Source organism: Streptomyces sp. SudanB25_2051 (genome assembly GCF_964272635.1).
Taxonomy (GTDB): domain Bacteria; phylum Actinomycetota; class Actinomycetes; order Streptomycetales; family Streptomycetaceae; genus Streptomyces.
Genome location: NZ_OZ186787.1, coordinates 3346809 through 3365999 on the forward strand (window position 1 = coordinate 3346809; position 19191 = coordinate 3365999).

Annotated in this window: 20 protein-coding genes; 12 read left to right on the forward strand and 8 right to left on the reverse strand. The window is 72.2% G+C overall.

Annotated features, from left to right (window positions below):
- Window positions 1-35: 35 nt before the first annotated feature.
- The gene (locus ACSUPT_RS14940) at window positions 36-1025 is read right to left on the reverse strand and encodes a phosphotransferase (protein WP_351966553.1); all 990 of its coding nucleotides are present in this window, start codon (window positions 1023-1025) and stop codon (window positions 36-38) included.
- Window positions 1026-1629: 604 nt separating this feature from the next.
- Between ACSUPT_RS14940 and pdhA the strand changes: the two genes are divergently transcribed.
- The 5 genes from pdhA to ACSUPT_RS14965 all read left to right on the forward strand — a co-directional run bounded on the left by pdhA (window position 1630) and on the right by ACSUPT_RS14965 (window position 7470).
- Entirely contained in the window at window positions 1630-2823 is a 1194-nt protein-coding gene (pdhA, locus tag ACSUPT_RS14945) for a pyruvate dehydrogenase (acetyl-transferring) E1 component subunit alpha (RefSeq protein ID WP_351966522.1), read from the forward strand.
- A 2-nt stretch (window positions 2824-2825) separates the two neighbouring features.
- The gene (locus ACSUPT_RS14950; RefSeq protein WP_436944607.1) at window positions 2826-3806 is read left to right on the forward strand and encodes an alpha-ketoacid dehydrogenase subunit beta; all 981 of its coding nucleotides are present in this window, start codon (window positions 2826-2828) and stop codon (window positions 3804-3806) included.
- A 29-nt stretch (window positions 3807-3835) separates the two neighbouring features.
- On the forward strand, window positions 3836-5257 hold the full coding sequence (locus ACSUPT_RS14955) for a dihydrolipoamide acetyltransferase family protein (RefSeq protein WP_436946216.1): 1422 nt from the start codon (window positions 3836-3838) through the stop codon (window positions 5255-5257).
- A gap of 222 nt (window positions 5258-5479) precedes the next feature.
- Entirely contained in the window at window positions 5480-6163 is a 684-nt protein-coding gene (locus ACSUPT_RS14960) for a GntR family transcriptional regulator (protein ID WP_351966524.1), read from the forward strand.
- Window positions 6160-7470 carry an MFS transporter gene (locus ACSUPT_RS14965; protein ID WP_351966525.1) on the forward strand — a complete coding sequence of 437 codons (1311 nt, stop codon included), beginning with the start codon at window positions 6160-6162 and terminating at the stop codon, window positions 7468-7470. The genes ACSUPT_RS14960 and ACSUPT_RS14965 overlap by 4 nt, the downstream gene beginning before the upstream one ends.
- Before the next feature lie 143 nt (window positions 7471-7613).
- Here the strand turns inward: ACSUPT_RS14965 and ACSUPT_RS14970 are convergent, their stop codons facing one another.
- Complete coding sequence (locus ACSUPT_RS14970; protein ID WP_351966526.1) at window positions 7614-8438, reverse strand: maleylpyruvate isomerase family mycothiol-dependent enzyme; 825 nt, start codon at window positions 8436-8438, stop codon at window positions 7614-7616.
- A gap of 200 nt (window positions 8439-8638) precedes the next feature.
- Here ACSUPT_RS14970 and ACSUPT_RS14975 point away from each other — a divergent pair, with 200 nt between their 5' ends.
- Window positions 8639-9427, forward strand: a complete 789-nt coding sequence (locus tag ACSUPT_RS14975) for a carbon-nitrogen family hydrolase (RefSeq protein ID WP_351966527.1) — start codon at window positions 8639-8641, stop codon at window positions 9425-9427.
- Window positions 9428-9555: 128 nt separating this feature from the next.
- Complete coding sequence (locus ACSUPT_RS14980) at window positions 9556-11382, forward strand: NHL domain-containing thioredoxin family protein (RefSeq protein ID WP_436944609.1); 1827 nt, start codon at window positions 9556-9558, stop codon at window positions 11380-11382.
- Window positions 11383-11505: 123 nt separating this feature from the next.
- Here ACSUPT_RS14980 and ACSUPT_RS14985 read toward each other — a convergent pair whose 3' ends face one another.
- Together ACSUPT_RS14985 and ACSUPT_RS14990 are read right to left on the reverse strand one after the other, a co-directional pair.
- Window positions 11506-11739 carry a hypothetical protein gene (locus ACSUPT_RS14985; protein ID WP_351966529.1) on the reverse strand — a complete coding sequence of 78 codons (234 nt, stop codon included), beginning with the start codon at window positions 11737-11739 and terminating at the stop codon, window positions 11506-11508.
- 97 nt (window positions 11740-11836) lie between these two features.
- Window positions 11837-13132, reverse strand: coding sequence for a M18 family aminopeptidase (locus ACSUPT_RS14990; protein ID WP_361654364.1), 1296 nt, complete (start codon window positions 13130-13132; stop codon window positions 11837-11839).
- A 125-nt stretch (window positions 13133-13257) separates the two neighbouring features.
- Here ACSUPT_RS14990 and ACSUPT_RS14995 point away from each other — a divergent pair, with 125 nt between their 5' ends.
- The gene (locus ACSUPT_RS14995) at window positions 13258-13749 is read left to right on the forward strand and encodes a DUF6083 domain-containing protein (protein WP_361654367.1); all 492 of its coding nucleotides are present in this window, start codon (window positions 13258-13260) and stop codon (window positions 13747-13749) included.
- Window positions 13750-13969: 220 nt separating this feature from the next.
- On the opposite strand, the gene ACSUPT_RS15000 is transcribed toward ACSUPT_RS14995, so the two are convergent.
- On the reverse strand, window positions 13970-15799 hold the full coding sequence (locus ACSUPT_RS15000) for an acyl-CoA dehydrogenase (protein ID WP_436944611.1): 1830 nt from the start codon (window positions 15797-15799) through the stop codon (window positions 13970-13972).
- 127 nt (window positions 15800-15926) lie between these two features.
- The gene (locus ACSUPT_RS15005; RefSeq protein WP_399218615.1) at window positions 15927-16121 is read right to left on the reverse strand and encodes a hypothetical protein; all 195 of its coding nucleotides are present in this window, start codon (window positions 16119-16121) and stop codon (window positions 15927-15929) included.
- Between the two features lie 131 nt (window positions 16122-16252).
- Between ACSUPT_RS15005 and ACSUPT_RS15010 the strand changes: the two genes are divergently transcribed.
- The gene (locus ACSUPT_RS15010; RefSeq protein WP_436944613.1) at window positions 16253-17116 is read left to right on the forward strand and encodes a helix-turn-helix domain-containing protein; all 864 of its coding nucleotides are present in this window, start codon (window positions 16253-16255) and stop codon (window positions 17114-17116) included.
- Between the two features lie 34 nt (window positions 17117-17150).
- Window positions 17151-17273, forward strand: coding sequence for a DUF397 domain-containing protein (locus ACSUPT_RS15015; protein WP_399218613.1), 123 nt, complete (start codon window positions 17151-17153; stop codon window positions 17271-17273).
- Here ACSUPT_RS15015 and ACSUPT_RS15020 read toward each other — a convergent pair.
- The gene (locus ACSUPT_RS15020; RefSeq protein WP_436944615.1) at window positions 17263-17928 is read right to left on the reverse strand and encodes an SMI1/KNR4 family protein; all 666 of its coding nucleotides are present in this window, start codon (window positions 17926-17928) and stop codon (window positions 17263-17265) included. The genes ACSUPT_RS15015 and ACSUPT_RS15020 overlap by 11 nt on opposite strands.
- A 39-nt stretch (window positions 17929-17967) precedes the next feature.
- Here ACSUPT_RS15020 and ACSUPT_RS15025 point away from each other — a divergent pair, with 39 nt between their 5' ends.
- Window positions 17968-18303, forward strand: a complete 336-nt coding sequence (locus ACSUPT_RS15025) for a hypothetical protein (protein ID WP_365727539.1) — start codon at window positions 17968-17970, stop codon at window positions 18301-18303.
- 62 nt (window positions 18304-18365) lie between these two features.
- On the forward strand, window positions 18366-18818 hold the full coding sequence (locus tag ACSUPT_RS15030; RefSeq protein WP_023587607.1) for an SseB family protein: 453 nt from the start codon (window positions 18366-18368) through the stop codon (window positions 18816-18818).
- Between the two features lie 9 nt (window positions 18819-18827).
- Here the strand turns inward: ACSUPT_RS15030 and ACSUPT_RS15035 are convergent, their stop codons facing one another.
- A complete protein-coding gene (locus ACSUPT_RS15035) occupies window positions 18828-19178 on the reverse strand; it encodes a PIN domain-containing protein (protein ID WP_436944616.1) in 351 nt (116 codons plus the stop codon).
- Between the last annotated feature and the right edge of the window lie 13 nt (window positions 19179-19191).

Here is a 19191-nt window from a genome sequence, read left to right on the forward strand (position 1 = left end):
TGCACGAGAGGCCGGGCCCCCGCCCGGCCGGGGGCTCACCCCGTGAACGCGTCGCACACGGCGTCGTACTCGCGGGTCCACCACACCGCCAGGGCCGACACCGCGGGGAACTGCGGGTCGGCCCTGCTGTCGTGCAGCTGGTAGCGCCACCGCAGTATCCAGAAGTCGTTGAGCCGCTCCCACCACACGCGGTGCACGGCGGCGCCCAGCTCCGCCGCGTCCACCCCGGCGGCGCGCCGGTACGCGCGCGCGTAGGCCCGCACCTTCGCCAGGTCCAGGCGGCCCGAAGGCTGTACGTAGAAGATCATCGCGGCCCGTACGGCCTCCTCGGCGCGCGGCTGGACGCCCAGCCGGTCCCAGTCCACGATCGCGGCGGGCTCGGCGCCCCGGTAGAGCACGTTCAGGGGGTGGAAGTCCCCGTGCACCCAGCCGCCCGCCGAGGGCGACGCGGCCGCCGGGCGCCGGTGCGCGTGCGCGGCCAGCAGGCGGCGGCGCTCCAGCAGCCGGTGCTCGGCCAGCTCGTCGAAGGCGACGCGGCGGCGCCGCGACCTGGCCAGCGCCAGCAGCTCGTCGATCAGCCGGAACGTGTCCTCGGGGTCGGCGCTCCCGTACGAGCGGGCCGCCGGGTGCGCGCCGGCCGCGCCGAGCACCCGCTCCAGGCAGGTGTGGACGAACCCGAGGAGGGCGCCCAGCCGCCGGGAGCCGGTCGCGGTGAGCTGGGCGCCGTCCCGGTGGCGGCCCTCCACCCACGGGTGCAGCGCGTAGCAGTGGCCGTCCAGCTCCGCGACCGTGAGGCCCTCGGCGTCCGGGAGGGCGGGCGCCACCGGGACGCCCAGCGCGTGCAGCCGCTCGGTCGCGCGGTGCTGGCGGGCGATGGTGGCGTGGTGCGAGGTGGAGGCGTCGAGGTGCTGCTTGAGGAAGAACGTGCCGTGCGTGGTGGTGAGCCGGTAGCCGCGGTTCAGCAGGCCCTGGGTGACCGGGACGCACGAGAGCGGTTCGCCGTACGCGGGATAGCGGCGCAGCAGCGCGGCGACGGGCGGCGCGGGCGGGCCGTCGCAGGCGGGTGCGGGCGGGCCGTCGGGGGGTAAGGGGGCGCCTGGGGCCCGCGATGCGGTGGTGTGGCCGGGGCGGGGCCGGGGGACGTGGAGCCCGTCGGAACGGGCGGGCGGAGCGGCGGGCGCAGCCGTTACAGATGAGCGCGGCACTTGTCAGATGTTAGATCACTATGAGATGACCCGCGTCACATCCTTGTCCTGTGAACTCTTCCCGACGGCGGGGTGCGCGGGATAACGTGCCCGTGTTCCGGCGGCCTGCGAGGCTGTTATCCGTGTGTTATCCGAGCCGCGCCAGCGGTGTGACCAGGCGTTGTCCCCGTGGTTCTCGATTTACTTGGAAATCCAAGCAAAATCGCAGGTCAGAGGGGTTTCGCAGGAATGCTGCGCACTGGGTAACGTGCCTGTCACAGGGCACTCGCCGGGGCACCTGTCACGCCTGTCTCCGGCCGAGGGCACCCACCCCGTGCATCGCGTACGGACCAGGCGAGCCGCTTCCCCCAGCTCCAGCGGAGCGCGGGGAACCCCAGGCGACCCGGCGGACCCCGGGAGCCCGGACAGACGGAGGAGCACGCACGTGACCGTGGACAGCACTGCCGCGCGCCAGCCGCGACGCAGCGGCGGCACCAGCAGTGGCACCAAAGCCGCCGGTGCCACCAAGCGCGCCGCGCGCGCCAAGAAGCCGCGGAGTTCCGACTCCGAGCCGCAGCTCGTACAGCTGCTGACGCCCGAGGGCGAGCGCGTCCAGCACCCCGAGTACGACGTCGACCTGACCCCCGAGGACCTGCGCGGCCTGTACCGCGACATGGTCATGACCCGCCGCTTCGACGGCGAGGCGACCGCGCTCCAGCGCCAGGGCGAGCTGGGCCTGTGGGCCTCGCTGCTCGGCCAGGAGGCGGCGCAGATCGGCTCGGGCCGCGCCCTGCGCGACGACGACTACGTCTTCCCGACCTACCGCGAGCACGGCGTCGCCTGGTGCCGCGGGGTCGACCCGACCAACCTGCTCGGGATGTTCCGCGGCGTGAACAACGGCGGGTGGGATCCCAACAGCAACAATTTCCACCTGTACACGATCGTCCTCGGCTCGCAGACCCTGCACGCCACCGGCTACGCCATGGGCGTGACCAGGGACGGCGCGGACTCCGCCGTGCTCGCGTACTTCGGCGACGGCGCCTCCAGCCAGGGCGACGTCAACGAGTCGTTCGTCTTCTCCTCGGTCTACAACGCCCCGGTCGTGTTCTTCTGCCAGAACAACCAGTGGGCCATCTCCGAGCCCACCGAGAAGCAGACCCGCGTCCCGCTCTACCAGCGCGCGCAGGGCTTCGGCTTCCCCGGTGTCCGCGTCGACGGCAACGACGTCCTCGCCTGCCTGGCCGTGACCCGCTGGGCGCTGGAGCGCGCCCGCAGCGGCGAGGGCCCGACGCTCATCGAGGCGTTCACCTACCGCATGGCCGCCCACACCACCTCCGACGACCCGACCCGCTACCGGCACGACGACGAGCGGGCCGCCTGGGAGGCGAAGGACCCGATCCTGCGCCTGCGCCGCCACCTGGAGGCGCAGGGCCACGCCGACGCGGCCTGGTTCGAGGAGCTGGAGGCGGAGAGCGAGGCCCTCGGCAGGCACGTCCGCGAGGTCGTCCGCGCCATGCCCGTGCCGGAGCACATGGCGATGTTCGACAACGTGTACGCGGACGGGCACGCGCTCGTCGACGAGGAGCGCGCGCAGTTCGCCGCCTACCAGGCGTCCTTCGCGAACGGAGAGGGCGAGTAACCATGGCAGTCCAGAAGCTTCCCCTCGCGAAGGCGCTCAACGAGTCGCTTCGCAAGGCCCTGGAGACCGACCCCAAGGTCGTCGTCATGGGCCTGGACGTCGGCAAGCTCGGCGGCGTCTTCCGGATCACCGACGGTCTGCAGAAGGACTTCGGCGAGGACCGGGTCGTCGACACCCCGCTCGCCGAGTCCGGCATCGTGGGCACCGCGATCGGCCTCGCGCTGCGCGGCTACCGCCCCGTGGTGGAGATCCAGTTCGACGGCTTCGTCTTCCCGGCGTACGACCAGATCGTCACGCAGCTGGCGAAGATGCGGGCCCGCTCGCTCGGCGCGGTGAAGGTGCCGGTGGTCATCCGCATCCCGTACGGCGGCGGCATCGGTGCCGTCGAGCACCACTCCGAGTCGCCCGAGGCGCTCTTCGCGCACGTCGCGGGCCTCAAGGTCGTCACCCCGGCGACCCCGTCCGACGGCTACTGGATGCTCCAGCAGGCCATCCAGAGCGACGACCCGGTGATCTTCTTCGAGCCGAAGCGCCGCTACTGGGACAAGGGCGAGGTCGACACCGAGGCGTTCCCCGGCGAGCTACACAAGGCCCGGGTCGCCCGTGAGGGCACGGACCTGACCCTCGTCGCCTACGGCCCGATGGTGAAGACCTGCCTGGAGGCGGCCGCGGCCGCCGCCGAGGAGGGCCGCTCGATCGAGGTCGTGGACCTGCGGTCGATCTCCCCGATCGACTTCGACACGGTCCAGACGTCGGTGGAGAAGACCCGCCGCCTGGTCGTCGTGCACGAGGCGCCGGTGTTCTTCGGCTCGGGCGCGGAGATCGCCGCCCGGATCACCGAGCGGTGCTTCTACCACCTGGAGGCCCCGGTGCTGCGGGTGGGCGGATACCACGCGCCGTACCCGCCGGCCAGGCTGGAGGAGGAGTACCTGCCGGGTCTGGACCGGGTGCTCGACTCCGTCGACCGCGCGCTTGCGTACTAGGAGGAACACCCGTGATCCGCGAGTTCAAGATGCCGGACGTCGGTGAGGGTCTCACCGAGGCCGAGATCCTCAAGTGGTACGTCCAGCCCGGCGACACCGTCACGGACGGCCAGGTCGTCTGCGAGGTCGAGACGGCGAAGGCGGCCGTGGAGCTGCCCTGCCCGTTCGACGGAGTGGTGCACGAGCTGCGCTTCCCCGAGGGCACCACGGTCGACGTCGGCGAGGTCATCATCTCGGTGAACACGGGCGGCGACGAGCCGCCCGCCGCCGAGGCCCCCGCCGCTGCCGCCGCCCCGGCCGCCGAGCCGGAGGCGGAGGAGGAGCCGCAGGGCCGCCAGCCGGTCCTGGTCGGCTACGGCGTCGCCGCGTCCTCCACCAAGCGCCGCCCGCGCAGGGACGCCACCGCCACCGACCCGGCCCCGGTCGCCCGCGCGGCCGTCCAGGGCGAGCTGAACGGCCACGCCCCCGCCCCCGTGGCGCCCGCGCCGCAGGGGCGCCCGCTGGCCAAGCCGCCCGTGCGGAAGCTGGCCAAGGACCTCGGCGTGGACCTGGCGACGGTCGTCCCGACCGGCCCGGACGGGATCATCACCCGCGAGGACGTCCACAAGGCGGCCGCGCCCGCCGAGGCCCCCGCGGCCGTACCGGCGCAGCCCCAGGCCCCGGCGGCCCCCGCCGCCGCGCCGCAGGCCGCACCGGCCGCCCGTCCCGCGCCGTCCGCCGCCCCGGCCGCCGAGCCGTTCGCGTCGGGCGCCCGCGAGACCCGCGTCCCGATCAAGGGCGTGCGGAAGGCCACGGCGCAGGCCATGGTCGGCTCGGCGTTCACCGCGCCGCACGTCACCGAGTTCATCACCGTCGACGTGACCCGCACCATGCGGCTCGTCGAGGAGCTGAAGGCGGACAAGGACATGGCCGGGCTGCGGGTCAACCCGCTGCTGCTCGTCGCCAAGGCCCTGCTCGTCGCGATCCGCCGCAACCCGGAGATCAACGCCTCCTGGGACGAGGCGGCCCAGGAGATCGTGCTCAAGCACTACGTCAACCTGGGCATCGCGGCCGCCACCCCGCGCGGCCTGATCGTGCCGAACATCAAAGACGCCCACGCCAAGACCCTCCCGGAGCTGGCGGCGGCGCTCGGCGAGCTGGTCGCCACCGCCCGCGAGGGCAAGACGACCCCGGCGGCCATGCAGGGCGGCACGGTCACGATCACCAACGTCGGCGTCTTCGGCGTCGACACCGGCACGCCGATCCTGAACCCCGGCGAGTCCGCGATCCTGGCGGTCGGCGCGATCAAGCTCCAGCCGTGGGTCCACAAGGGCAAGGTCAAGCCGCGCCACGTCACGACGCTGGCGCTCTCCTTCGACCACCGGCTGGTCGACGGCGAGCTGGGCTCGAAGGTGCTGGCCGACATCGCGGCGGTACTGGAGCAGCCCAAGCGCCTGATCACCTGGGCGTGAGGCACGGGGCCGGTGTGACCGCCCGGCCGTCGTGTGGCGGCCGGTGTGACCGCCCCGGTGTGATCCACCGGCCCGTGTGAGCCGCGTCTCGCGCGGCTCCAGGTGCCCAAGGGCCCGGACACCCAACGGTGTTCGGGCCCTTCGCCGTGCCGGCGCCCGCGCGGCCCGTCCACATCCTGGACGGGCCCCTAAATGCACCTCTGTTGTATCTATCCTGTGCGCATGCCATCCGCCGCGCCTCCGTCCCCTGAGCCCGCCCCCGCCCCGACACCCGCCCCGCCCGCCGCCGAGCGGGTCTACGCCCACGTCAAGGAGGCGGTCCTCGACCGCCGCATCGAGGGCGGAACACTCCTGACGGAAGGCGAGTTGGCGGAAGCCGTCGGGGTCTCCCGGACCCCGGTGCGCGAGGCGCTGCTGAAGCTGGAGATGGAGGGGCTGCTCAAGCTGTACCCCAAGAAGGGCGCGCTCGTCCTCGCCGTCTCCGCTCAGGAGATCGCGGACGTGGTGGAAACCCGGCTGCTGGTAGAGGAGTTCGCGGTCCGCAAGGCCGTACCGCTGCCTGCGCCGCTGCTGGAGCGGCTGGAGGAGCTGCTCGCCGAGCAGCGCGAGCACGCCCGCGCGAACGACCTGCGCGCGGTCGCCGTGTCCGACCGCTGCTTCCACGCCGAGATCGTCCGGCACGCCGGAAACCAGATCCTGTCCAAGCTGTACGACCAGCTGAGGGACCGTCAACTGCGGATGGGCGTCGCCGTGATGGAGGCCCACCCCGACCGCATCGCGAAGAACATCGCCGAGCACTCCGAGATCCTGGACGCGCTGCGCGCCGGTGACGCGGAGCGCGCGGCCCGCTGCGTCCGCGCCCACGTCAGCCGCGTGAAGGTGCTGGTCCGGGGGGAGGACCGATGAGCTCGCCCTCCTCCGCCCGGCCCGCCCTCCCCCTCGATCCGCCCGGTGGCCGCCGGGCGGCTCTCGTGTGGGGCGTCGGCGTCTGCGTGTACCTCGTCGCCGTCGTCTTCCGTACGTCGCTCGGCGTGGCCGGGCTCGACGCGGCCGACCGCTTCCACGTCAACGCCTCCGCGCTGTCCGCCTTCTCGATCCTCCAGCTCCTCGTCTACGCGGGCATGCAGATACCCGTCGGCCTGCTCGTGGACCGGCTCGGCACGCGCAAGGTCCTGACGCTCGGGATCGTGCTGTTCACCGTCGGGCAGCTGGGCTTCGCGCTGTCCCCGTCGTACGGGATGGCGCTCGCCGCCCGCGCGCTGCTCGGCTGCGGCGACGCCATGACGTTCATCTCCGTGCTGCGGCTGGGCAGCCGCTGGTTCCCGGCGCGGCGCGGACCGATGGTCGTGCAGATCGCGGGCCTGTTCGGGGTCGTCGGCAACCTCCTGTCCACGATCGTGCTCGCGCGGACCCTGGACTCGCTGGGCTGGACCGCGACGTTCGCCGGCAGCTCCCTGGCCGGTCTCGTGGTCTTCGTCCTGGTCGTCGCGTTCCTGAAGGACCACCCCGAGGGCTTCGAACCGGAGCCGGTACCGCACGCGGGCGTGGCGTACGTACGCCACCAGATCGTCCGCGCCTGGCGGGAGCCCGGCACCCGCCTCGGCATGTGGGTCCACTTCACGACGCAGTTCCCCGCCATGGTGTTCCTGCTGCTGTGGGGCATGCCGTTCCTGGTGGAGGCGCAGGGCCTGTCGCGGGGGCGGGCCGGCGAGCTGCTGACCGTGGTGGTGCTCTCCAACATGGTCGTGGGCCTCGTGTACGGGCAGCTGATCGCCCGCCATCACGCGGCGCGGGCACCGCTGGCGCTGGGCACCATAGGCGCGACCGCCCTGGTGTGGGCCGCCACCGTGACGTATCCCGGGGCGCACGCCCCGATGTGGCTGCTGGTCACCCTGTGCGCGGTGCTCGGCGCGTGCGGGCCCGCCTCGATGATCGGCTTCGACTTCGCGCGGCCGGCCAACCCGCCGGAGCGGCAGGGCACGGCGTCCGGGATCGTCAACATCGGCGGGTTCACCGCGTCGATGACGACCCTGTTCGCCATCGGTGTCCTGCTGGACGCGACCGGGGGCAGCTACCGGGTGGCGTTCTCGTCGGTGTTCGTCCTCCAGGTCCTGGGCGTCGCCCAGATCCTGCGCCTGCGCGCCCGCACGGCCCGCCTGGAGCGCGAGCGGCTGGTGGCCAGCCGCGTGGAGACCGTCCACGTCCCGGTGTGAGACGGCCCGACGTGGGCGTACCGGCCGGGGTGCGCCGACGGGGCGTACCGGCCCGCGGTGGGCACCGGCGGGGGGTACCGGCCCGCGGTGGGCACCGGCGGGGCGTACCGGCTCACGGTGTACCGGCGTACTCGGCCCGCGGGTTACGGCGTGACGGCGAAGTGGGCGAGGATCGCGCCGGCCAGCTCCTCGTCGCCCTCGACCTTCACCCGGTCGGCGACGGCGGCGGGCCGCACCCGGCCGCAGGCGAGGCGCACGTACGTCTCCCAGTCCATCGCCAGCGTCGCGGCCGGGCCCAGCGACGGGGCGCCGTCGACGGTGCCGCGCCCGTCCGCGTCGACCCGGACGGTCCGCAGGAACTCCACGGGGCCGCTCACGTCGAACACCACAGCCGTGTTCGGTGGGGCGCCCGCGTCCTTCGCGACGATCTTCGGCAGGACGGCCAGCAGGACGTCCCGCGTCACGTACGCGCCGGGCGAGTCGAGGTTGCCCGGCTGGTCGAGCGCGGTGCGCAGGTCCTGCTCGTGCACCCACACGTCGAAGGCGCGCATCCGGTAGGCCACTTCGAGGCTCTGCTCGGCGCCGAGCGGGGCGCGCACGAGGGTGTCGGGGGAGCGGTTCTCGTTGCGCAGCATGCGGGCGCGGCGGATCATGACGTACTCCAGCTCGGCCGTCATCTCCGGTGCCGTGTGGTGCCGCCGCACATCGACCTGCATCTCCATGTAGCGCGCGAAATCACTGCGCACGTGGTAGAGGTCGCGGGGGAGGGAGTGAATCGGCCGCGGGTCGCCCAGCATCTCGCACTCCATGCCGATGACATGGGAGACGATGTCCCGGACCGACCAGCCGGGGCACGGGGTTGCGCGGTTCCACTCACCCTCGACGAGCGGCTGCACCAGCTCGGATATGGCCTCGATGGAGTGGGTCCAGGCGTCGGCGTAGGTCTGGAGGCTGGGATGGACGGTCACGGGACCCCTCGTGCGGTTGGTACGCGGGCTGGGTGCAGTGGCGGCTGCCGGGGAGCCCCGGGGGTCCCCCCTGGACGCGGTCCTCGGGGGAAAGATCCCCCCAGGGGAGAACAGTACGCTCCCCCCAAGGCCCTCGGCAGTGCTTTCGTGTGACGATCGTAGGCCCGTATCGACGGCTTCAACGCCAGGACGGTGGTAGTGTGCGCGCCTCTCTGATCCAGATTGCGGTCAACCCGGACGAATCGGTGGACGCCCGGCGGCGGCGCGCCGCCGCGCTCGTACGCGACGAGTCGGCGTCCGACCTGGTGGTGCTGCCGGAGCTGTGGCCGGTCGGCGCGTTCGCGTACGAGGCGTTCGCGACGGACGCGGAGCCGCTGCGCGGACCGACGTACGAGGCGATGGCCGCGGCGGCCGCGGACGCGGGGGTGTGGCTGCACGCCGGGTCGTTCGTGGAGCGCGACGGGGACGCCCTGTACAACACGTCGCTGGTCTTCTCCCCGGACGGGGAGCTGGCGTCCTCGTACCGGAAGATCCACCGGTTCGGCTTCGACCAGGGCGAGGCGGTGCTGATGTCGGCCGGCTCCGATCTGGTCGTGGCCCCGCACCCGGAGCTGCCCTTCGGCCTGGCGACCTGCTACGACCTGCGGTTCCCCGAGCTGTTCCGGGGGCTGGTGGACGCGGGCGCGGCGGCGTTCGTGATCCCGGCGGGCTGGCCGGAGCGGCGGCGCGGGCACTGGTCGCTGCTGGCGCGGGCGCGGGCGGTGGAGAACCAGGCGTACGTGCTGGCGTGCGGGACGGCGGGGGCGCACGCGGGGGTGGAGCAGGCGGGGCACAGTGTGGTCGTGGACCCGTGGGGCGAGGTGCTCGCCGAGGCGGGGCGTGCGGAGGAGGTTCTGACGGTGGACCTCGATCCCGGGCGCGTCCCCGAGACCCGCGAGGTCTTCCCCGCCCTCAAGGACCGGGTCCTGGGCCTGAAGGCCCCCCGCTAGGCCCTGGACCGGCACCCTCCCCCGCTGCGTGCCGCGACCACGGCCGCACGGGGCCGGGCCACGCGGGGGCGGAGAGTGAGGTGCGGGGGGTGGGGCGGCAAGTGGGGGCGGGGTGGCAAGCTTGAAGGATGAACGATGCCGCTCCCGCGCCCCGCCGCGCCCGCGTCCGTGCCCCCGAGCTGGTAGGCGAAGGAGGCTGGCTCAACACGGGCGGAGCCTCGTACACCCTCGCCGACCTGCGGGGACGTATCGTCATCCTGGACTTCTGGACCTTCTGCTGCATCAACTGCCTGCACGTCCTCGACGAGCTGCGCGAGCTGGAGGAGAAGCACCGCGACACCGTCGTGATCATCGGCGTCCACTCGCCGAAGTTCGTGCACGAGGCCGACCACCAGGCCGTCGTGGACGCCGTCGAGCGGTACGGCGTGGAGCACCCGGTCCTGGACGACCCGAAGCTCGCCACCTGGAAGCAGTACGCCGTGCGGGCCTGGCCGACGCTCGTCGTGATCGACCCGGAGGGGTACGTCGTCGCCCAGCACGCCGGCGAGGGCCACGCGAAGGCCATCGAGACCCTGGTCGAGGAGCTGGAGGCCGAGCACGAGGCGAAGGGCACCCTGCGGCGCGGCGACGGCCCGTACGTACCGCCGGAGCCGGTCGCCACCCACCTGCGCTTCCCCGGCAAGGCGATCGCCCTGGAGTCCGGCAACCTCCTGGTGTCCGACACCACCCGCCACCAGCTGGTCGAGCTGGCCGCCGACGGGGAGACCGTGGTGCGCCGGTACGGCGACGGGCAGCGCGGACTGGCCGACGGGCCGGCCGCGTCCGCGAGGTTCAACGAGCCGCAGGGCATGTGCGTCCTCCCCGACGGCCGGATCGTCGTCGCGGACACCGTCAACCACGCGCTGCGCGCCCTGGACCCGGCGACCGGCGAGGTCGTGACGCTCGCCGGCACGGGCGCCCAGTGGATGCAGGGCTCCCCCACCTCGGGGCCCGCCCGCGAGGTCGCGCTGTCGTCGCCGTGGGACGTGGCGTGGTGGCAGGACCGCGTGTGGATCGCCATGGCCGGCGTGCACCAGCTGTGGGCGTACGACCCGGAGGCCGGCACGGTCCAGGTCGCCGCGGGCACCACCAACGAGGGCCTGGTCGACGGACCGGCCGCCGAGGCGTGGTTCGCGCAGCCGTCGGGGCTCGCGGCCACCGAGGACCGCCTGTGGATCGCCGACTCGGAGACGAGCGCCGTTCGCTGGGTGGACCCGCAGGGCCTCGTCCACACGGCCGTCGGCACCGGCCTGTTCGACTTCGGGCACCGCGACGGCGCCGCCGAGCAGGCCCTGTTCCAGCACCCGCTGGGCGTGACGGCCCTCCCGGACGGCTCAGTCGCGGTGTGCGACACGTACAACCACGCCCTGCGCCGCTACGACCCCGCGACCGGCGAGGTCACCACCCTGGCGACCGACCTGCGCGAGCCGAGCGACGCGGTCCTCGTCGGCGACGACCTGGTGGTCGTCGAGTCGGCCCGGCACCGGCTGACGCGGCTGCGGCTGCCGGAGGAGGCCGTGCGGGTCGAGGCGGTGGCGCACCGCACGCAGCGGGAGGCGACGCCCATCGCGCCGGGCACGCTCCGCCTGGACGTGGTGTTCCGCGCGCCGACCGGTCAGAAGCTGGACGAACGCTACGGTCCTTCGACCCGCCTGCTGGTGTCGTCCACGCCGCCGGAGCTGCTGGCCGACGGCGCGGGCCAGGGCACGGACCTGTTCCGCGAGCTGAAGCTCGACCCGTCGGTGACGGAGGGCGTCCTGCACGTCTCCGCGATGGCCGCGTCCTGCGACGACGACCCGGAGAACGAGTACCCGGCCTGCCACGTCCACCAGCAGGACTGGGGCGTCCCGGTGCGGATCGAGGACGGCGGCGCCACCCGGCTCCCGCTGATCCTCGCGGGTCTCGACGAGGCGTAGGACCCGGTCTCACGCGCGCGGACGCCCCCGGTACGGCATGCCGTACCGGGGGCGTCCGCGTCCGCCGTGCCACGCCGTACCCCTGTCATGCCGTGCCCGCCGTTCCCGCCGGTGCGCGGCGCGTCAGAGGTGGCGGCCGTCGTCGCGCAGCGGGTCAGGCTCCACGACCGGCGCGACGGGCGGGACGACCGCCCTGCGCCGGCGTGCCAGGCTCGTGTACGCGGCGACGCCGATCAGCCCCACCGCCATCATGATCAGTCCGGCGACGTCCAGATTGAAGCCGCTGACTTCCCAGTCGGTCGCGAACGTGAGGATCGCGCCTCCCGCGATGAGCAGCAGGCATCCGCCCAGGCCCATGGTGTGCCTCCTCGTGTGTGAACTCGTCCCGGAGGCCCTTCGGGTACCCGCTGCGGGGCCCGCGACGCCTCCGGACCGGGAATCACCTGAGGAGGGGTCACTTCAGGAAGGCGACCAGGGCGTTGGCGAGGAGGTACGGGTCGTCCGCGCCGCACAGCTCGCGGGCGCTGTGCATCGACAGGCACGCCACGCCGATGTCGACCGTGCGGATGCCGTGCCGGGCGGCGGTGATGGGGCCGATCGTCGTGCCGCACGGCATGTCGTTGTTGGAGACGAACGACTGCCACGGCACCCCGGCCTCGTCGCACGCGGCGGCGAACACCGCGCGGCCGGAACCGTCCGTGGCGTACCGCTGGTTGACGTTCACCTTCAGGATGGGGCCGCCGTTGGGGCGCGGGTGGTGCGTCGGGTCGTGCCGCTCCGCGTAGTTCGGGTGGACGGCGTGGCCCACGTCGGAGGAGAGGCAGACGGTCCCGGCGAAGGCGCGGGCGCGGTCCTCGTAGGTGCCGCCGCGCGCGTAGACGGACCGTTCCAGCACCGTCCCGAGCAGCGGTCCCTGGGCGCCGGTGTCCGACTCGGAGCCGTTCTCCTCGTGGTCGAAGGCCGCCATGACGGGGATGTACGAGGGCGGGGTGCGGTCGGTGGCGACGGCGGCGAGCGCGGCGGTCGCGGCGTGCACGGACAGCAGGTTGTCCAGGCGCGGCGCGGCGAGCAGTTCGCGGTCGCGGCCCAGGTAGGCGGGGGGTTCCACGGAGTGGACCATGAGGTCCCAGCCCGTGACGTCGTCCGCGTCGAGGTCCGCCTCGTCGGCGAGGAAGCGGATCAGGTCGCCGTCGCGGATGTCGTCGCCCAGGCCCCAGACGGGCTGCATGTGCCGCTGCCGGTCCAGCTTCAGGCCGTCGTTGGCGCCCCGGTCGAGGTGGATGGCCAGCTGCGGGACGCGCAGCAGCGGCCGGTTCACGTCGACGAGCCGGTGGGTGCCGTCGCGGAGGGTGAGCCGGCCGGCGATGCCCAGGTCCCGGTCGAGCCACGAGTTCAGCAGGGGCCCGCCGTAGATCTCGACGGCGATCTGCCGCCAGCCGTGCGCGCCGCTGTCGGGCCGCGGCTTCACCCGGAGGTTCGGCGAGTCGGTGTGGGCGCCCACGATCCGGTACGGGGTGTGGGCGGCGGCGCCCTCCGGCACGTACCACGCGATGATCGCGCCGCCCCGGATCACGTACTTGCCGCCCGTCGTGCCGTCCCACGCGGCGGTCTCCTCGACCTGGCGGAAGCCGGCCTTCTCCAGCCGCCCGGCGGCGGCCGCCACGGCGTGGTACGGGGACGGGGAGGCCGTCAGGAACGTCATGAGGTCGTCGGTGTGGCCGCGGTCGAAGCGGGTGGGAGAGCTGCTCATGCCCACACCATACGGGCGGCCCGCGAGCGGGGCGCAGGGGTTCGGCGGGCGGCGTTGTCAGTGGTGGCTGCGAGTATCGGAGGCAGGGACACACCGTTGACCGACGCGTGACCGGAGGTGCACTGGTGGAGACGACGACTTGGGCCGGACCGCGCGGCGCCGGGCCCGGCCGGGGCGCGGCGGCGCCCGTCTGCGCGGCCTGCGAGGGACCCGGGGCGCAGTGGAGCCTGCCGTTGATGATGCCGCTGTGCGCCGCGTGCACGAAGGCGGGCACGGGTTCGGCGGACCGTGATCCGGTGCGGCTGGGGGACGTGCTGCCGGTGACGGCGGCGGCGCTGCGCGCGTCCGGCCGGGGCCCGGCCCGGGTGCCGTCGCCGCGCACGGGCGCGCCCATGACGTGCCGGTACTGCGGGGGCCGGGCGCGCTGGCACCGCACGACGGGGGACCGGTGGGTGGCCATCGAGCCGGGGGTGCGTCCGGTGGCGGGGGTGCCGCGAGGCCGCCGCTGGTACATAGCGGGTGACGGCACGGCGGTGCATCTGCACGGCGCGGCGCCGGTGGACACCTGCCGGGTGAGCCACTTCGACGTCTGCCCGGGGCGGGGCACGCGGGGCTGAGCGGGACGGGTCACGGGGGCGGCCCGCGGAGCTGAGCGGCGGGCCGGTCGCCGGGGCCTCGCCGGGGCCCTGACAGCGCGGCCCGTCTACCCGGATCCGGCCCGCTCCGAGGACACCCGGCGCCGGGTGCCCGGATACGCGGACGGCCCGCGTCCCCGGACCGGACCATCCGGGGAAGCGGGCCGTCAGGCCGTCGGCGTCGCGCCCTGGGGCGCGGCCGTCAGAAGGCGGCCTCGTCCAGCTCCATCAGGGAGTTGTCGACGCCCTCGGCGATGAGGCGCTCGGTGGCGACGCCCGGCAGGACGTTGGCCGCGAAGAACTTCGCCGCCGCGATCTTGCCCTGGTAGAAGGGGACGTCCTTGGAGGAGGCGCCCGCGGCCAGCTTCTCGGCGGCGACGGCGGCACCGCGCAGCATCAGGTAGCCGACGACGACGTCACCGGACGCCATGAGCAGGCGCGTGGTGTTCAGGCCGACCTTGTAGATGTTCTTGACGTCCTCGCCGGTGGCGGTGAGGTCGGTGAGCATCTTGCCGACGATCCCCTCCAGGTCGACGGCCGCCTTGGCGAGCGCCTCGCGCGCCGGGGCCAGCTCGTCGCCGCCGGTGCCGACCGCGAGGAACTTCTTGATCTCCTCGGAGAGGGTGTTCAGCGCGGCGCCCTGGTCGCGGACGATCTTCCGGAAGAAGTAGTCCTGGCCCTGGATGGCGGTCGTGCCCTCGTAGAGGGTGTCGATCTTGGCGTCCCGGATGTACTGCTCGACCGGGTACTCCTGCAGGTAGCCGGAGCCGCCGAAGGTCTGGAGCGACTGGGCGAGCTGCTCGTAGGACTTCTCGGAGCCGTAGCCCTTCACGATCGGCAGGAGCAGGTCGTTCAGGCCGTGCAGCGCCTTGGCGTCCTCGCCGGCCGCCTCCTTGATCTGGATCTCGTCCTGGATCGCGGCGGTGTACATGACCAGCGCGCGCATGCCCTCGGCGTACGCCTTCTGCGTCATGAGCGAACGGCGCACGTCGGGGTGGTGCGTGATGGTGACCTTCGGCGCGGTCTTGTCCATGAAGTTCGCCAGGTCGGGGCCCTGGACGCGCTCCTTGGCGTACTCCAGCGCGTTGAGGTAGCCCGTCGACAGGGTGGCGATGGCCTTCGTGCCGACCATCATGCGGGCGAACTCGATGATGCGGAACATCTGGCGGATGCCGTCGTGCTTGTCGCCGATGAGCCAGCCCTTGGCGGGGTGCTTGTCGCCGAAGGTCATCTCGCACGTGTTGGACGCCTTGAGGCCCATCTTGTGCTCGACGTTCGTGGCGTAGACGCCGTTGCGCTCGCCCAGCTCGCCGGTCTCCCAGTCGAAGTGGTACTTCGGGACCAGGAAGAGGGACAGGCCCTTGGTGCCCGGACCGGCACCCTCGGGGCGGGCGAGGACGTAGTGGAGGATGTTCTCCGACATGTCGTGCTCACCGGACGTGATGAAGCGCTTCACGCCCTCGATGTGCCACGAGCCGTCCTCCTGCTGGACGGCCTTGGTGCGGCCGGCGCCCACGTCGGAGCCCGCGTCGGGCTCGGTCAGCACCATGGTGGAGCCCCACTGGCGCTCGACGGCGATCTCGGCGATCTTCTTCTGCGCCTCGTTGCCCTCCTCGAAGAGGACACCGGCGAAGGCCGGGCCGGAGGAGTACATCCACACGGCCGGGTTCGAGCCGAGGATCAGCTCCGCGTACGCCCAGATCAGGGAGCGCGGGGAGGTCGTGCCGCCGATCTCCTCCGGCAGGCCGAGCCGCCAGTACTCGGAGTCCATGAACGCCTTGTAGGACTTCTTGAAGGACTCCGGGATGGGAGCGGTGTTGGTCTCCGGGTCGAAGACCGGCGGGTTGCGGTCCGCGTCGGCGAAGGACTCGGCGAACTCGTTCTCCGCGAGGCGGCAGAGCTCGTCCAGGACGCTCTTGGCGGTCTCGACGTCCATCTCCTCGAACGGACCGGTGCCGTACACCTTGTCGCGCCCGAGGACCTCGAAGAGGTTGAACTCGATGTCGCGGAGATTCGACTTGTAGTGCCCCATGGCGACGGCTCCGTAAGGGATCGGGAGGCAGGTTCCTCGTGCATCTACCAGCTAGTAGCTACGATGATGCTACCCACGGGTAATAAGGGCAACCCCTGCCGCCCGAACTGTGACGCGTTACGCCCTTTCACGCCCTGCGCAGTACGTCCACCAGCGCCCTGGCGGTGGCGAGGTTGCAGTTCCCGAGCGTGATCAGCGGCGGGTCCCCGAAGTCCCGCCCGAGCGACGGCAGCTTGATCCCGTGCGACCCGAGGATGATCCGCAGCTCGTCCACCGTGAGGCGGGCCTGCCGGTCGGCGTCCTGGTCGTAGTCGATGTTCATCGTCTTCACCCTTTCCGTGCGTGCTGTGACGAACCAGTCACAGCCTGGCGCGGTGCTGCCTACCGTGGAAGCCGTTTCCGCCCCACGGGGCCAGGTGTGAAAGGGGATCTTCGGTGGCGCGAGGGCAGCGGGTGGAGATCGACGGCTCGGAGAGCGTGCCGAGCTTCTACGGCAAGGAGCTGCGCTTCCAGCGCGAGCGGGCGGGCCTCACCCTGGAGCAGCTGGTGGAGGGCAGCTTCTACGGGGCGACGTACCTGAGCGAGATCGAACGGGGCCAGCGGAGCATCCCGGTGGACCTGGCCCGCCACGTGGACCGCGTTCTGAAGACGGACGGGTACTTCGAGCGGTGTTGTGAGGATGTGCGGCGGGCCCGGCGGAACGGCCACGCCCAGTACTTCGAACGCATCCTGGAGGAAGAGAAGCGTGCGGAGGCGATCGAGCAGTGGGCGCCCGCCGTCATTCCGGGGTTGCTCCAGACCGAGTCGTACATGCGGGCACTCTTCCGCGCTGAGCACGTGCGCTCAGTGGAGGAGGTCGAAAGCAGGGTGCAGGGGAGGCTGGCGCGGGCCGAACTCCTTCAGGGCGACGGCGGGCGGCCCGAATACTGGGTGATCGTTCACGAGTCGGTGCTGAGGCTGCCGGTGCTGCCGCCTCAATCGATGGCGGAGCAGCTGGCGCACATCCTGGCGATGTCTGCGGATCGCCGTGTGACTACACAAGTCGTGCCGTGGAACGCTGGCGCTCATCCTCTGATGCTCAGCAACGCCATGGTGTTGACCTTCGCGGACGCGCCACCGCTGGTCTACACGGAATCGCAGCATCACGGGCTCACTGTTGACGATCCGGCCCTCGTGAAGCAGTACCGGAAGTCCTACGATGTGCTGAGGGCCGTCGCGTTGTCGCCCGAGGCGTCCCTCGCCCTGATCGAGGAAGCGACAGAGGACTACCGCAATGACAAGCAGACAGCTTGGGTTCACCGGCGCCCACTGGCGTAAGAGTTCCTACAGCAACACTTCCGGCGGCGACTGTGTGGAAGTCGCCGCCGACTTCCCCGGCATCGTCCCCGTCCGGGACTCCAAGGTGCCGGATGGGGACGTGCTGGTGGTGTCCGCCCAGGCGTGGGGCCCGTTCATCGCCTCGCTCAAGGGCTGACCGCGCCGGCGGTCTTCTCCGCCTCCGCCAGCCAGTTCAGGTACCACTGCGAGAACGTCACGCCCAGCGGCTCCAGGTCCACGTAGTCGCAGCGGGCGTCGTCCCACATGCGGCCGCGCTCCGGGCCGGACACGACCAGCCACTGCCGCTGGGCGCAGCCCAGGTGGCACAGGCATATCGCGCCGACCGTGTGGTCGTCGGACCACAGGGTCGCGAAGAGCCGCTCCTCCCACGCGTCGTTCGCCGTGTCGTAGTCGTCGATGTCCTCGTACGCCTCCTCGTCGGGCTGGTCCGCCAGCAGGGCGTCCAGCTCCTCCGGGTTCACGTGCTGCCGGAACGGCTCCGCGAGGCGCTTCGGCAGTGTCATGTCGCCGCCGTCGCCGTGCCACTGCCACGCCCCGTCGGCGTCGCGGCGGACCGGGAACACGCCGTATGTCGGGCCCGCGCCGCCCGCGCCGACGTGCAGCAGGAAGTCCCGGTACTCGTCGGGCAGCCGCACCCCGCAGTACCGCTCCAGGTCCGCCAACTCCTCCTCGGTCAGCGGGTCTTCTAGCGGCGTGCCGCCGTAGGGGAAGCCGAACACCTTCTCCACGCCCGGCGACTCGGCCAGTGCGAGGACGCGCTCGCGTACCCCTGTCCAGATCTCTGCGCTCATACGGGTGAGCGTAGGGCGCGCCACTGACAGACTGGGCCGATGCGGAAGTGGCTGGTGGTGGGTGCGGGGTTGAACCTGGGGCTCGGCGTTCCCGGAGTCGTACCGGTGTGGATGGTCTGGTACCTGCTGTCGAACTGGCCGCTGGCGGCGCTGGGTTGGACGCAGCGGGAGCCGACCGAGAACGACGGCGTGTGGCCGTGGTTCGTGGTGTTCGGGCCCGTCGTGCTGCTGTTCGCGCTGGTCTGGTGGCTGGCGAACCGGCCGGTCCGCCGGCGGGCCGAAGGCAGCGGCGCCCTGTACTGGTCGGTAGGCGCGGCGGCGGCCCTCGCGCCGTCGGCGGCGCTGATCGTGGCGAGCGCCCTGCAGGGCCCGTAGGGCCTCCGCTCACTTGCCGGGCGGGCGCACGGGCGGGCCGCGCACTCAGTACCCTTGCGTACATGTACGGCTACGAGCAGAACCCGGGCGCCCAGCAGCAGTACGCCCCGCCCCAGCAGGGGTACGGGCAGCAGCCGCCGCTGTACCCGGAGCCGTCTCCGCCGTCCCTCGCCGACGCGGTGCGCGCGTTCACCACGGGCTCGATGTCCGCCGAGGACTTCCAGCAGATCTTCGCCACGTCCAAGGTGTACTGCCCGCGCGGCGACAATCCCGGCTTCCTCGCGCTGCACAACACGCAGCAGCCGGTCATCCCGATGTTCACGTCGCTGAAGCAGCTGCGCCGGTACGCGGGCAAGGAGTCCAAGTACTTCGTGATCACCGGTGCGGAGGTCCTGGACCTCCTGCCGACCGGGTACGGCTTCGTCCTCGACATGGAGGGCGACCACCGGATCGTGTTCGACGCGAAGGCCGTCGAGGAGATGGTCGACTTCGCGATGCGCCGCATGTACGGCTGACGGGGCGCTTCACACGCCGACGGCCTGGACCCGGTTTCCGCACAGCTTGTCCATGTCGTCCACGTCCGATGTGACGACGATCCGCGGTGCGGCGTACTGCAGGGCGGTCGCGGCGACGACGGCGTCAACGGCGTATTTGTGGCCGTGGAGTCCGGCCTTTCGCAGCAGGTCGATGGCGCGCCATGTGACCGCGTCCGTCACAGGCAGAACGCGCAGGCGGGACACGTGCCAGCGGAACTGGTCCATGCGTACCTTCTCGTGCCAGGCCTCGATGAGCGTCAGGTTGCTGATCGCCACCAGCGTGTCCCGCTCCTGAGCCTTGCGGACCAGATGCACGACGTGCGGGTCGTTCTTGATCAACCGACTGAGTCCT